The sequence below is a fragment of the Flammeovirga agarivorans genome, from assembly GCF_012641475.1.
Classification (GTDB): domain Bacteria; phylum Bacteroidota; class Bacteroidia; order Cytophagales; family Flammeovirgaceae; genus Flammeovirga; species Flammeovirga agarivorans.
Genome location: NZ_JABAIL010000006.1, coordinates 381,385 through 397,010 on the forward strand (window position 1 = coordinate 381,385; position 15,626 = coordinate 397,010).

General features: G+C 33.8%; 7 protein-coding genes. All 7 read right to left on the reverse strand.

Going from position 1 to position 15,626, the window contains the following annotated elements; translation table 11 throughout:
• Nucleotides 1-47 precede the first annotated feature (47 nt).
• The 7 genes from HGP29_RS19885 to HGP29_RS19915 all read right to left on the reverse strand — a co-directional run bounded on the left by HGP29_RS19885 (nucleotide 48) and on the right by HGP29_RS19915 (nucleotide 15,622).
• Nucleotides 48-1,928, reverse strand: a complete 1,881-nt coding sequence (locus HGP29_RS19885; RefSeq protein ID WP_168884180.1) for a hypothetical protein — start codon at nucleotides 1,926-1,928, stop codon at nucleotides 48-50.
• A gap of 130 nt (nucleotides 1,929-2,058) precedes the next feature.
• Nucleotides 2,059-4,878 carry an Ig-like domain-containing protein gene (locus HGP29_RS19890; RefSeq protein ID WP_168884181.1) on the reverse strand — a complete coding sequence of 940 codons (2,820 nt, stop codon included), beginning with the start codon at nucleotides 4,876-4,878 and terminating at the stop codon, nucleotides 2,059-2,061.
• Between the two features lie 27 nt (nucleotides 4,879-4,905).
• Complete coding sequence (locus tag HGP29_RS19895; protein WP_168884182.1) at nucleotides 4,906-9,426, reverse strand: NPCBM/NEW2 domain-containing protein; 4,521 nt, start codon at nucleotides 9,424-9,426, stop codon at nucleotides 4,906-4,908.
• Nucleotides 9,427-9,559: 133 nt separating this feature from the next.
• Nucleotides 9,560-10,234 carry a hypothetical protein gene (locus HGP29_RS19900; RefSeq protein WP_168884183.1) on the reverse strand — a complete coding sequence of 225 codons (675 nt, stop codon included), beginning with the start codon at nucleotides 10,232-10,234 and terminating at the stop codon, nucleotides 9,560-9,562.
• 2 nt (nucleotides 10,235-10,236) lie between these two features.
• Nucleotides 10,237-13,455 carry a glycoside hydrolase family 2 TIM barrel-domain containing protein gene (locus HGP29_RS19905; protein ID WP_168884184.1) on the reverse strand — a complete coding sequence of 1,073 codons (3,219 nt, stop codon included), beginning with the start codon at nucleotides 13,453-13,455 and terminating at the stop codon, nucleotides 10,237-10,239.
• 302 nt (nucleotides 13,456-13,757) lie between these two features.
• The gene (locus HGP29_RS19910; RefSeq protein WP_168884185.1) at nucleotides 13,758-14,075 is read right to left on the reverse strand and encodes a hypothetical protein; all 318 of its coding nucleotides are present in this window, start codon (nucleotides 14,073-14,075) and stop codon (nucleotides 13,758-13,760) included.
• Nucleotides 14,076-14,206: 131 nt separating this feature from the next.
• Nucleotides 14,207-15,622 carry a sulfatase gene (locus HGP29_RS19915; protein ID WP_168884186.1) on the reverse strand — a complete coding sequence of 472 codons (1,416 nt, stop codon included), beginning with the start codon at nucleotides 15,620-15,622 and terminating at the stop codon, nucleotides 14,207-14,209.
• Nucleotides 15,623-15,626: the final 4 nt, after the last annotated feature.

Sequence of the window (15,626 nt, forward strand, 5' to 3'; positions counted from 1 at the left end):
AGTGAAGACGAGCATAAGATTAGTTTTTTGTGAGGGGGTATTTCGTTTTATAACGTAGTTGACTCTTCCAAAATATTGTAATCCTTTAAAATAGTATCTGCAATATTCTCTTTTTCAATGCCTTTGTTGTTTGTTTTCTCCTCCTCCATTTCTAACCAAACATCAAACTGAAAATCATCAAGTAAAGGTTTTACTTTGGATTGATAGTGTTTGATATTTTTATCTCTTGCCTTAAAATAGACCTTAGGTCTATCTCCAAACTCTAACAATGCCTTTCGATTAGAGAGAAAATTCTCCTTTGCAGCTAGTCTCCAAATTTCCTGACTTTTTGTATTCAATAAAAAGCTTTCATGCATTTTTTTCATTTCTAAGTCAAGGAACATATCATTGACCGAAGAAGAATATTTTTGATCGATAGTTGAATTGATATAAAGTATCGGATCAAATTTATTTATAAAACCAGTAATAGCCTTTGGTGTACTATAATTTATCACTTCACTTTTCCCTCTTTTCACTTCTAACTGTATTTTTCCTTTTACTTTAGGAACATAGAATTCTTGAATTCCTGAAGTGGCTTGCCCGATATATTTTTTATTGATATATACATCGGCTGGTTCTTTTAATAAGGTGACTACCTCAATGTAATTATCGAAATTTTCATACTCTTTCTTATTGTGATATTTTATCGAAATACTTTGACCAGCTACAAGTTCATCATTGAAAAAATTCTTATATGCAACATAAGCCATTTCTTCTTTTACAGGATCTTGAAGGCCATTCCACCTGTTCTTATAATACTCTAAAATTGCTTTCATAGCATATCCATGGTGTATTTCTGGAGCCAAGTGAGAAGCAAAAAAGTACCGATTCCAAGATTCTATATTTAATAAAGAAACCTCAGTATCTACAGACTTCTCTAAGTTTCTTCTAAACCTATTGGTCATTTTTGTATTCGATCCAGATAAGTAAGTGGTTGCTAATGTCTTACTATCCTTATTGATAACAGCTCTTTTACCTGTATCTATATCTCTAAGTTCTGAAGTAAGATTTTCTAATGCGATATGAGGAATTAGACTGACATTATTTGCGGCACAGATTCTTTTCAATTTATCGATCTTATTTTCATTGGACCAAAAATTTAGCGTATGGGTAATGGCTTTAAAGTTTTTAGCAACAGCCTCATTGATGTCCTGCTTCCATGAAATTAGATGATACACAGGCATTATTTCAAAATTACATCTTGTATGTAAATCTTGGAACCATCTTGCCACATTTTGAACATCTTGTTTATTATATTTTTGCCCTACTTTATCCTCTAAATACGTCGATATATTTTGAGTGTTAGTCGTAAAGAATATGATTTCTCCTGCTTTTGACCTTAGCCATTTGTCTGATAATTTGGTCCTGCTATATACCGTATTCAAATCATTAGCGATAGAATTCATGAGTTCTTCTTCCGATTTCTGGTTTTGCTTATTTCTTGGTATTACAAACTCAAGACAAAATTTAAAATCTATGTTTTTCTTTTCTGTTGTATTTATTAATGCAATAAGTGCTGTTAAAATGTCTCTTTTGTATTCTTGAGAACCAAACGTACTATACTGAATTTTAAAAGCATCTATCCCCATTTTTTTGGCGGTAATTACTTCTAAATACATAGCATCTTCAGCTTCTAACAAATTTGTCATTAAAGTAGATTCTGGAATAGATGTATTATAGTACGAAGTCACGGTACTTACGTCTTTGCCTAAAGTGTGCTCGTATTTTAGTAAGGTCATATGACCAAATTCCGCACTTAATGTATTAAAGGGATTAAATGTTGCCATCATTATTTTTTTTGATAGCAATTGATACGGTTTATTATCATTTTGAGCTTGGGCATACTGTAGCATCCAAATACTCAAGAATAAAAAAGTAATTGTTTTCATTTTAATAAAGAAATAATCAGGAAAAGATGATATTTAATACAGTTTGTTTTAGTATCTATTTTTTATTTATACATAGCAGAGAAAAAAATAACTATGCAGTACCTCTAAAAATACTACATAGTTATTCTATTTAATTTAAGATGAGCTTTTGAAGCAATACACCATCTTTAGATTGAATTTTTAAGATATATAATACACCCTTGGTACTTCGATAATCAATAAATTGACTCGAATTTGACAATAAAGTGATGTTATCTTGTAATAAAATCTGTCCTTGAGTATTCAACATAACAATATCTAAATCTTGTCTAGCTTGTGATTTATCGAACAACCTTATTCCTAATGAAGTGAGTTTTACTTCTAATTTAGTGTTGAGGTTTTTCTCAATATTGGTAGGTGTATCCTCTTTTACATTAATAGTTACAGTCCCTATATTACTATCTAATTCTCCATCATTAGCAACATACTGGAAGGATACCTCGCCTAAATAATTTCCACTTGGAATATAGGTTACCACTCCGTCATTAATAGACAATTCTCCATCACTAACATTAGAGATAATGTAAAAGCTTAATAAATCATTTTCAGCATCTTGAGCCGTTAATGTAAACTCTAATGTCTCAGTGGCATACACCTCTTTCGACATATTTTCAACTATTGGTGCTGAATTATCTCCTTCAACTTGTACCACTAAAATGCTTACAGTGGCTTCGTCACTATCGTCGATACCATCGTTGACAATAAACTTCAAAGTATCCTCTCCAAAGTAACCCGCTTCAGGAGTATAAACAATGTTAGGCGCAGTTCCTGATATTGTTCCATGTTTAGGTTGATCCGTAATTGAGTACGACAAGTCTTGTCCATCAAAATCAGTACCTGTTAGAGTAATATTTACCGTTGCGTCTTGGTATAACCACTTGGCCATATCATCTACCTCTGGTTTAGTATTTCTTTTTTGTACAGTGATAGAGATTGTTGCTAACTCACTAAATCCGATACCATCTGTTGTTTTAAAAGTAAAAGAATCCTCTCCTAAATATCCTTCATTGTGTGTATAAACCAGATCAGGGGCAGTTCCTGATAGCGTTCCATATTGTGGTTGCGACTCCAACATAAATGTAATTGGATCTCCGTCTCCATCAGAACCTTTTAATGTTATGGAAAGCTCATCACCTTCAGTTACTTTATAAGTAGCACTTTCTGCATCTGGAGCTAGATTGCCACTACTTGTTACGGTAATTGCTATTTTAGCAGGAGTACTGTTCTCTCTACCGTCTCTTGCTATATACTCTAATTCATCTGAACCATAAAAATTTCTGGTGGGAGTATACACTAATTGATCATTAATGATTTCAACGGTACCGTTAGATGGAGCTGTTGAAATACCGTAAGTCAGTAGATCTCCATCATCATCATCACCATTAAGAGTAATTGTTAAGATTCCATCTTGAGTTACTTCTTCTGTTCGAGCAATAACAGTTGGGGCAGTATTAATACTTCTACTATTGGTGTTATTTCTAAAATGATCATTTATCACCTCGATATAAGTTTTCATGTCATTCAATTCATCCACCGATTTTGATTCATCAAAGGCGAAATCGACATGAGATTGAAGCTCTAAAATATAACGGTCCACAATTTCTTGTTGATATTCCGTATCTCCTTCACCCACAATAGCATTTACATACAATTCTTGTCCAGTAAGTAGTTCCTGTACAAGAGCATAGGCATTTTCTGGAACGACTGTACCTCGAATCGTGATATGATCGAATGTAAGGTATTCTTTCTGGTTGGCATTATCTGTCTTACCTGTACGGTTTATGGCATGAACAAAGGCATAAGAATCTTCAAAAACTAAATCATCTTTGAAAAAGACTGGAACATAGTCGATGTCCTTAACATTGTCACCATATACATCTACTCCAGTTAATACGATATTATTAAACTCAAAATGACTATCAGCTACTTTTACACCTGCGTCATCTCTCGTTTTATCTCTATAAACTGCAGTACGATGTGCTCTTGATTTACCATGCTGACCAGAACCTGCGATCTTATATTGGTAGTTATGTACCAACGTCTTATACCCACTAGCTGTTGTTAATGAATAAAATAAACCTACTCTGTTTGAATAGCTAAACCCTAGGTTATTGTCTGTGGTTTTAAGACGAACACTAAAAGTATTGGTTTGTTTCCATTGTGAGTCACCTTGTTGTCTTGCGATCTCAGTACCAGACACATTAGGATTTGACGATACTGCAGACATGTCTTTGTCATTCATCGCATAATCAACAGTAAATGTAGGCAGATCTAAACCTTTCACATACTCTCCTTCAATAACCACCTTATCTACATACCAATTGAAAACATCATTGGTATTGTTCTCCCCTTTTCCGGTAACAAAAACAGAGATATAGTCTTCGTTCTGAACATAGTTGTACCCTTCACCTGGAGTATATTCAGTTTCTTCAAACTCATCGGAAAATAAAGTATTTATCGTTGATTGATTTCTATCATTATTGTTGGGAATAGCACCATTAAGTTGCGTTCCTATTCTAAACATGTAGGTATCTCCATTGCCTTCTTCATCGATAAGATCTGGATCACCTGCATGATCACTTTTTTGTACAATACGTACTTTATTGATTTTAAACTTTACACCTCGGACAGTATGCAAGTCGAATCGGAAAAATGTCTGCTGATAGTTCGTGGCATTATTATTTGTAATCTGTGTTACTGCTACCTGACTACCATTGGCAGATTCTAATCCTTGATTGACTAACTTTGGTCCTCCTATTAAAGCTCTCTGCGGATAAATAATATTTTTATCATTGATATCCATTTTAGCTTCAAATGTATCATCAAAATCATATGTAATTGTAATTGGATTCTGTGCTATCGCTATAAACCCAACTAAACTGAAGAATATATATAAAACTATTTTTTTCATAACTCTATACTTTAGAAGAAGTTGTGTTTAATATTTGATAATCTTAGAAACCAAACTCTGATCGTCCATTTCAAGTCTCAATACATAAATTCCAGATCTTAATGCATGCATGTCTAGATGTAATGCATTTTCAGCATTCACTTGCTTAGTGTAAACCAATCTACCTGTTAGATCATACAGATTGAGAATACCACTTACATTCTTCGAAATTGTAACATTAACATCACTAACAAATGGGTTAGGATGAATGATCCAATCTAATTCATCTTTAAGGAAATCATCGTCAATATCTGTCACAGGAGATTTTCCATCACCCAAGACCACTCTAGCTTCACCAAAGATGGCAAAACAATTGATGCCCTCTTGAGCCACTGTCTCAAACTCTAGTCGTGCAACATTCGTTACATCTAACTTGATTTTTTCTTCAGGAGTATTTGGTCCGAATATTTGAGAATAAAGCAATTGATTATCACCATAAATATTGATTTCTGTTGATCCCTCTGTGAATGCATCATCGAGACCTACGGTTGCTGAGAAAGAAGAATAATTGCTATCTAAGTGATAGAAAACTCTTGATTCATTGAATAATGAAAATCCTTGATCGTAGATAAAACCATTTACTTTCATTACTGAATCAGAAGCAAAACCATGACCTTCTGCAAATAACCCTTCTGTTAATTCGCTCTTCACTTTAGTGATATCCATACCTTCTTTGATAGACCATTGGTAAACAGCGGTTGTAAATGCAGGTACTTCTGTTGTGAACTGAGCCTTTGCCTCAAGAGTATCTATCAAAACCAATTGCAGATTATCATTTTCACTGTTTGAATTGTTGGCAAATACATCTTCAGCTACTGTATGCCATCTCTTTAAGATCACCTCGTCATCATTCGAAAATGGATAATCTTTGATATCCACAGTAAGTTTGATGATTTCAGTATCTGTCAGGTTGGGTACTACTAAAGTAAATACATCGCCTGCATCGTTCACTGTTGCTGTAGCAAATGTTTTTTGTATCACTTCCGTTTCACCTCCTAATCCGCCATCATAAGAATAGGTATCCCCATCATAATCAACAGATACAAAAGTATCTTGATGTAGTTGACCAAAAATATGGTAAGCAATTGCTTTTGCAGATACAAAGTCATAGCGAGGGTCAACCATTGGTGTGTTATCATTCTTGAAATAAGAATGAATTAATGATGTCCCTAAATTTCCACTATGATAATTGGCAATATCATGGAACATTGTAGCTATAAATGGTATGGCAAGAAGGTCCTTTCTACCACCAAATTCTGTCATATGAATTTTCACATCTTTACCTGCTAGCGATGGGTTATCGTATTTTTCTACCCAACCTTTCTGTTTGGCAATCTGTCTTTTTACTCTAGTGCCTTCCCATACACCTCTTTTGTAATGGTCTTCATCTGGAATATCTCCTTCTTCTAATTGTAAGTTAGGATAGAAATGGAAAGAAACACCATCATATGGCTTATTGTCTTGGGCCATATATTTATAGAAATCTTCTTTTTCGAAACAACTGATGACCTGAATAGATGGATCAACCGCTTTCATTGCATCGTAATAATCTGAGAAGGATGCATGTGGTCCAGAAGTATAATCTAAATAAACATTACTTCCTTCGGCTGGAATCATTCCTCTTCTACCATCTCCAAATGTGATTGCACCAGTTTTGGCATCAACAGTAAAATGTCTATCTGTAGGTAACGAACCATAAAGGTTATCTACTCTAGTCCAAGATTGATTATTTATTCTTAGACTAAAAGTGGCTGATAAATCTACAGGAGCAAACTTTACATATAAAACTTGAGAAGCCTCGCCTGTTGTTTTTGTATCTGAATTTAACCAAGAAGCATCTGTTACGGCAGTTTGATTAGTAAAAGCTCTTGATCCTCCTCTAACATAATATTGAGCATCACCTTTCACAATTCTATCTCCACCTCTCACTTCATCTCCTGTTTCAGGGTAATTAAATACTGAAAGTTCCCAATCGCCATACATTTCATTACCAATTTCCCATAACTTGATATTGTAGGGTTCATAACGACCATTTTTTGCTCTTTCTAAAGCCCAATCTTTACCACCGTTAGGGTTATCACCTACTTTGGCATTCATGTATTCCACATAATCTCCTGCATCTTCAGGTGTTTCATATTGAAATGCAACAACAACAATTCCTTGGTTGATAAAAGTGGTATTTAATAGCTGACCGAATTCATCAGGACCAAAAGTATTGACCTGTGCTGCACCATCTTTGTGAGAATCCATATTATAACCTCTTTGGTCTACAGGTCCAATGGCTTTTTTCCATCTGTAAAGATTGGCCATAGATCCACCTGGAAAACGATAAAGACTAGCCCCAGTAAAGTTTGATCTATCAATTACATCATATTCAGCATGGTTCTCTTCTACATTCCATAGACCTTGACCGCCGTCGTTATAAATACTATTTCCTCCTAACCATAAAGGGTCTTTTTTTGTAAGAACCGTATTGGTATTTACAGTAAGTTTTACATCTGTATAAATTAAGATGACAGACTTTTTAAAACTATCGAAGTCATTTTGCAATTCCTCTTCTAAAGCCAAAACATCTTCTGCCGTTAAAGAACAGTCTGATGATTTTGTCTTTGCCTCCTCAATTTTTTGATGCATCAAATCAACATCTTCTTGTTTGTATTGACCACCATTATCTCCGACAGTTACTTTTTCATTTAAGTACGTTTCTATTTCGATAATCTTATTATTGAAAGAGAACATGTCGACTCTTGCTCCTTTAAATAGCTTAAAATCATCCATATAATAAAATCCATTATTACTATAGATGCCTGTCATCGCAGATTGAATCGTAGCAATTGGATCCACTAATGCTTGTGGTAATTGGATATCTGAAGCCTTCAATTCTCCATTAATATAGATGCTTAAGGTATTGTACTCATTAATCTTTAAATGGATTGTATATGGTGTATTTTTTACAAATTGATCAATTAGCTTATTTGAATTGGGAAAACTAGTCGGTTTGTCACCAGCGTTATTGATTCCATAAATAATGTTCTTTGTTCCTCCATCACCAATCTTTAGCGAGAACCAGTATTTACCATTCTTTGTTAAGAAGTCGATTCGGTTAGTAAACCAATCTCTTGATGCCATCGCAACAAATTCAATATCAAAACTATTACCCACATGATTAGGCATTGTATATTGAACAGTAGGCACTTCTCCTGATGTTGTTATTTCAGAAGTCAACTGATTATCAACGATAGTTACCAAGTTATTTTCGCCTACTTCTATCCAACCACTTGGCAAGACATCTCCATTTAAGTTGAAATTGTGATTGATAATTTCAGCACAATCTATCGAAGAATTATCTTTTACAATATTATTCTTAAAGTTATCTGTTGCTGCAGTAAGTGCATCATTTGCTACCTCTACTTCATCTTGGGTAATACAGTTGCCTACAATAGATTCTCCAACTAAAATCGCTGATTCCAACTCCACTTTATTATATTCTGGATACTCTCCGATATTATCTCCAATGGTAGCATTGGCTAACAAAGTTTTACTATCTGCGATGTTCTTTTCTAACGCTGTAAAGTCTGCTCCACAGTCGGCAGGGTTGGCTTTAAAGATATCAAAAGCTAATTGTAAGCTAATAATTTCAGCATCAATGATATCCTGGGTTACACATGTAGTGAGTACTACTTCAGCACTAGCTAGTTCATTTTGTAAAGTAATTACCTCCTCTTCAGGGTAAGCAATATCAATAAGATCTTCATTTTCTTCATCAAAAATAATTTCAGATCCTGAGATAATAATGATGTTCGAAATATACTGTTCTATATCTGTTTTTAAGCTCTGAAGTGCAAATGTATTCTGTGTACTTCCTTTTATAGCATTGAAGTATTCTATTTTGAAAGTATCGTCATCAAAACTTTCAGAGAAAGTAAATTCAACTATAGATAGCTCTTCTGTTAGTTCGGCTGGTAATGCTACTGATTCGGCTTCAAGTACACCATCAATAAAAATTGAAAATGTATTGTCAGATTTGAAGCTCACTTTTACTTCGTAGATCTTATTTTTCTGGATCTCCCCTTCTAACAATTTATTTTCATCAGGGTAATCAGTAGGTTTAGCTCCATTATTACTTTCTGCCAGCACGATATTTTTTTGGCCATTACCTCCCAATAGGAGTGATAACCAATATTCGCCTGAAGCCGTCTTAAAATCTACTACATTTTTGTAATAGTTTCTACCTGTCTCAAAGGCAAAGGTCACTTCAAAATCACCAGATAGTGATTCGGGCAAATTGTGTGTAACAGTAGCTTTATCTTCATCGCCCTTAATAAATTCCATTAATAGAGCGTCTTTATCTATATATACTTTGCCAGAAGAATTACTTTCAACCCATGTTTCAGGAAGAGTAGCATCCTCACTATCAAAGTTTTCTCTAACTATAACTTCGCAATCCTGACCAAATAGTAATGGAATTGTTAGAATGTAAGTTATAAATAGTAAGTATAATGTCTTCATCTAATAATATTCATTTCATCTATATCTACCTAACTAAATAAGAAGTTTAGTTAGGTAGATACTATAAAAAAATTGAGTTTGTTTTTGCCGTTATTAGCAATATACTAATGTGAATAGAAATTAAAAAAAACTTCTATAAACTCTCCTGATTACCTCTAACAACAAATTCATCAATAGCAAAAATTCCCGTTCCTTTATAAGCGTCATAAAATTTGAACTTTACTTTTGATAGTGGTGCTGTTAAACTAGAAGGTAGAGCTACATTTTTTACTGCTAATTCACCATCTATATAGATATTTACTTTCTTCTTCTTAGTAAATTCAAGCTTTACCGTGTAGATCTTATTTTTTACGATTTTATCTTTTAGAAGCTTCTCATTGGCTTCAAACGCATTCGATTTCGGTTCTTTTCCTTCATTATTCGTTGCATATAGAATAGTATATTTTCCTTGTGCCCCTAACTTTAATGAGATAAAGTTTTTGTTATTGGCAGTTTGAAAGTCAACGCGTGTATTAAAGAAAGCCTTGGATGCCTTGAAAGAAAATTCTACTTCAGATTTAGTGGTTGATACATTGACAGGCAAAGTGTAAACGGCTATAGGACTTTTTATTTTCCCTTCACTATTTTTCTTTCTTTCTATTTTCAAGAAGCCGCCATCAACTTTAATATTCCCTTTCGTAGATACTTCTTTCCAACCTTTAGGTAACTTACCTGTTTTGTCGAAGCTTTCATTGACCAATTCACTTTGTGCAGAAACAAAGTTGATGGACAACAAAGTTGTGATTAAAATATTGATTAAGTATTTCATAATTATTTATTTAACTTCTTACTAATTATATCCCCTGGGTAGGGTTTTGTGCTCTCTGGTTGAATTTGGAATGAGAAACGATATTCTTTTGCTGGAATCATATATTTTGTCAAAGGCATTCCTATAGTACTCCAGCTATCATTACCTCCCACTCCCATTTGTTTGTAATCAATGTTAAGAGTAAGAGTTTCACTTTCAATTAATTCATTGGTATGTCTTGCTTGATCGATAATTTCATCTGAATAAGGATAAACACTAAATTCAAAAGGAGTATTTGATGAAAATTTAAGCCCATTTGATTTTTTATCTTCTAATGAAACATATCTCACTTCAGTACGGTTAGCATATGCCTGTGGAAAAACATAAGATTGTTCGAAAGAAGCTAGAGGCAACTGATACAATCCGACCATTGCTCCAACGTTTCTATCTGAATAATTTTCTTCAGGCCCTTTGCCATACCAAGTGATATTATCAAGATTTTTAGCTACTTGAAGCTGTAATCCTATTTTTGGCATATTTGGTAATTCAACAGAAGGAAGAAAGTGACAATCCACTTCAATAAAACCATTTTTCAACAACGTATATGCTGTAGTCCATGATGCTTTATTTTCTGGTAATTGGTATTCTACTTTTATCACCACTCTATCTGCTAATTCTGAAATCTGTGTATTTTTCACCTCCGAATCTGAAGTAGCCCTTTTCCAATAACCTAATTTTTTTGAGGTTTTAGTCGTACGGATATCGTTATCTGTTGCTGGTCTCCAAAAGTTAGGGTGGATACCACCAGTAATTACCTCTTTACCTTTGAAAATCACTTTGCTTAATTCACCATTTGATAAAGCAATTTTGAAATCCCCGTAAGTAAATTCTTTCTTATCTAATGTCTTCCAAGGACCAATTGTATTGGATGTGTTTTGATGATCCACAAGGAATAAGTTGCCGTTTGGAAGTACAAACTGATCAACAGCGACTAGATGCCCTTTGGGAGCATATTTCGTATCTTTCGTTAATTTTACTTCTACCTGTACAAAATATTCTTTTGACGGTTCGAAAGAGATATTTTGAGTCGGAATAGTTACAATTGCTGATGCTCCTGCTGCTATATTTTTAACTTGAAGCGGCTCTTCTAATATCACTACACCATTTTCTTTTACTTTATATGTAAATGCATAATCTTTTGTATCGATAAAGAAATGTCTGTTTTCCACCTTTACTTTCATTTTCTTCAAATTATTGACAGAAATTGAAATGGGTTGGAATGCATGCTTTATCTCAAACATTGGTGCCTTAGGTTGCCCGTCAGAAGTAATTACGCCATTGATACAGAAGTTTTTTGTATGAATCTTTTCTCCGAAATCTCCACCATAGGCAAAATATTCAACTCCTTTACTATCTTTTTTAACCAAACCTTGGTCTCTCCAATCCCAAATGTAACCCCCAACTAATCGGTCTACATTTCTCATTAGATCCCAATATTCATGGAAGTTACCTACACTATTTCCCATAGCATGTGCATATTCTGTAAGAATAATTGGTCTTCCAGAAGGATCCTCATGGGCAAGGTTTTCCAAATGTTCTAAATTAGGATAGAAACGACCCAACATATCTAAATAATAAGGATCTGTACCATTTGGCGATAAACGGTTAGCATCTAGCTTTTCTTTCCATTCTTTTGATAATACTGATAAATATTCTGGATGATGTTGGTTGCCTTGACCACCTTCATAATGAATAAGTCTACTATTATCGTAATCTTTGATCCAGCTTGCCATTGCGGCATGGTTGGCTCCTCTTCCGGATTCATTACCTAAAGACCAAAAGATGATAGAAGGATGGTTTTTATCTCTTTCGACCATTCTTACAACTCTATCTAAGTAAGCTCCAGACCAATATGGCGTATTACTTATCGCTCCTGTAATACCATGAGTTTCTAAATTTGCCTCATCCATTACATATATACCATATTCATCACATAAATCGTAGAAAACTGGATCGTTAGGGTAGTGAGAAGTTCTTACTGCGTTAAAGTTAAATTGCTTCAACAGTTTCACTTCATGCTCCATATCTTCTCTACTTACTACTTTTCCGTTTAGATGATGGTGATCGTGACGATTTACCCCATAAATAAGAATAGGCTGACCGCTGACTAATATTTGACCTTTATCGTTTTTCTCAACAGATCTAAAACCAATATTTGCTGATCTTGCTTCTACTAACTCTCCTTTTGCGTTGTATAAACCCAACACAACCTTGTAAAGGTAAGGTGTTTCTGCAGACCATTTCTTGATATTTTCTAGTTTACCTTCTATCTGAGCAAATGGCAGTTGATCTCTTTGTGGACCTTTCTTTAATGTCTCACTTACTTTAATATCACCCTTGAAAATTTCGTTTTCTCCATCAAATAATGAAGCAACAACTTTGTAATTCTTCCAATTTTCTTTGTCAAACTTATTTGATACCTCAAAGTGTACTTTTAAATGACCATCTTGATAGTTATTTGTAAGATCACCTCTAATAAAGAAATCATTAATTCTATACTTTGCTTCCTGAATTAGTTTTACTTCTCTATGAATACCAGATAATCTCCAATGGTCCTGATCTTCCAAGTATGCACCATCAGAATAGCGATACACTTTCATAGAGATATTATTCTTACCCTTTTTTAAAAATGAAGTAATATTAAATTCAGAAGGTAATCTATCATCTTGACTATATCCTACAAATTGCTCGTTGACATAGACTTCAAATGCAGAAGTCACAGCACCGAAATACAAAATAATTTCATCGCCATTCCATGTTTTTGGAAGTGAGAACTCTTTAAAATACATTCCTACTTCTTGTTCTGAATGAGGAATATATGGAGGATTTACTTCACCCCAAGGATATTTTGTGTTAGTATAAATAGGTCTTCCGTAACCTTCCATTTCCCAGTTTGCTGGTACTTTAATTTTTTTCCATTTCCTTGCGTCTTCCGTTTTGATAGTTGCAGGAACTTTTGAGTAGTCACCCTCATATTTAAAATTCCATTGTCCATTCAGAGTTATTTCATTACTAACTTCCTGTGCAGCTTTTGCTTCTTCTATACTATTATAAGTAATAGAAGTAGCTCTACCTGGTAATTTATTCAACTGATATATAGTTGGATTTTCCCACATAGGATCTTGTGCAAACAAACTACTTAGGGTAGCTAGATATAAAACCAATAATAATTGCTTGTTCATTATCATCCTTAAAAAGTTATTTAATAGTGTAATATTAACTTTTCAACAAGTGATTAGAAACATGCATTTTCATTATTTATAGGGGTTTAATTCTGTTTCATTTTACTATATTACTGATTATCAATAAGTTGAACATTAATTTGTAATGCCTTGATCATCAGGTACTATTAATTTTTAGGATGCGTTTTTAAAGATTAATTTTAACAATTGAGTATATATTTTATATAAAAAAATAAAGCATGTAGTAATTATTAGATAACAATTTCTACATGCTTTTTTCATCTATAGATGATATGGAATCGTTAGTTGAAATCTCTATACTCTCTCTTCCATTTATGGTAATTGCCGTTTTGTTTAATACAAATGCCGGATAATGGTTTAGATTTAGTCTGAAGAACCGTACCACAGCTATCACACTTATAATATATTTCTCCCACCTCTCCTAGATTTTTCCAATAGTGGCGTTCGCCTTCTTTATTGGGACATTCTGTTCTAACAGGATAAGAAGATTTACGAACTATTATTGCACAATATTTACATTGAAACCAACGTAAATTTCCTACATAGCCCAAAGCTGAGACAGTAATGATTACACACACTGAGAATAATAATTTTTTCATAATTAGATGATTAGAAAGTTATGTTTGTTTGAATAGTATTTTATAATGTATCACACATAAAAAAGGATTAATAAAATATTCGCATAATTTATTAATCCTTTATTGTCAGTCGTCTCTCAATTGTCTAGAAATTAGTGTGATTTATTTCGCTTGTAAACAGGACGATAATTTTCAGGTGTCGGCTTCATTGCCAATTTAGCATCTGTTGCTTTCATCCATTCTTGAAGTTCGTTCACCAACGCATCTCTAATTTCTTTGTTATCCAAAGCAACATCTTTGGACTCTGATGGATCATCTTTTAGATTGTATAATTCCACCATATTATTTTTATCAATTTTAGCTATACCCCCATCCAATACATATTCTTCATGGAAGAACAGTAATTTCCAGTTGTCCTTGATTACTACAGTAACAGGGCGATTTCTAAAATATTCATCTCTTGCTCCTCTAGCTTTCGAACCATTTAAATAATTCGGATAATGATAGAACAAAGATCTTGAAGGCAGTTCTTTTGTTTTACCAAAAGTCAATCCTTTTAGACTGGCACCATCAAGTATTTTATCTTCCTTTGGAGTAATATTCGCGTAATCAAGGAAAGTAGGATAAAGATCCACATTGATTGTTCTCTCGTAGGATTTTGAACCTGCTTTAATATTAGTCGGATTCCAAACAATAAATGGCACTTTGATTCCTCCTTCGTATAACATGCCTTTAGATCCTCTAAGTGGTGTTTGTTTTACTTTTCCAATAGCACCATTGTCTGATGTGAAAATTACAATTGTATTTTTATCAAGTTTCAGATCTTTTAGTTTCTTCATAATCATTCCCATACTATCATCGGTATGTTTTACCATAGCAGCATACTTGGCACTTTTATGAATCTTTCCTTTTGGTTTCTCTTCAAAGTAATCAATCATTTCCTGACGAGCTTCCCATTTTGTATGAACAGTATGATGGGATAAGAATAAGAAAAATGGATTCTTCTTATTTTCTTCCATAAAATCACAGGCCTCCTCAGTCAATTTAAAGATATCTTTAGGATCATTTGTTTGTTTAAATTTTATTTCCCCGGCATCAGTCTCATGATCAACATCAAAACCTTGTAATGCTGGGGTACCTGCAATATGCCATTTCCCAAAAAGACCTGTTTCGTAACCTCCATCTCTTAATGCCTCTGCTAAGGTGTAGTTATCTAAAGGTAGACCTTTATCGGGTACCGGCTCTAAACGCATTTGCTCTTCAATACCTCGCTTAGAGTTCCAAACTGCAATTTTCCCATGCCTTGGTGTGTATTGTCCAGACATTAAACATGCCCTAGATGGAGCACAGTTAGGTCCTGCAGAATATGCATTATAGAATGTCATTCCTTCTTTGGCTAATGCATCTATATTTGGTGTTTCATGATAATCTGAGCCCATAATGGCAAGATCTTTCCAACCCATATCGTCTACAAAAAATACGATAATATTTGGTTTTTGCGGGTCTTGTTTCGCTATTCCATTTACACTCGAAAGTATAAATGGAATAACAAGTAATAAATATTTCATTGTC

Coding starts and splice junctions, on each gene's coding strand:
- HGP29_RS19885 (WP_168884180.1), bottom strand. CDS start 1,928: ATGAAAACAATTACTTTTTTATTCTTGAGTATTTGGATGCTACAGTAT.
- HGP29_RS19890 (WP_168884181.1), bottom strand. CDS start 4,878: ATGAAAAAAATAGTTTTATATATATTCTTCAGTTTAGTTGGGTTTATA.
- HGP29_RS19895 (WP_168884182.1), bottom strand. CDS start 9,426: ATGAAGACATTATACTTACTATTTATAACTTACATTCTAACAATTCCA.
- HGP29_RS19900 (WP_168884183.1), bottom strand. CDS start 10,234: ATGAAATACTTAATCAATATTTTAATCACAACTTTGTTGTCCATCAAC.
- HGP29_RS19905 (WP_168884184.1), bottom strand. CDS start 13,455: ATGAACAAGCAATTATTATTGGTTTTATATCTAGCTACCCTAAGTAGT.
- HGP29_RS19910 (WP_168884185.1), bottom strand. CDS start 14,075: ATGAAAAAATTATTATTCTCAGTGTGTGTAATCATTACTGTCTCAGCT.
- HGP29_RS19915 (WP_168884186.1), bottom strand. CDS start 15,622: ATGAAATATTTATTACTTGTTATTCCATTTATACTTTCGAGTGTAAAT.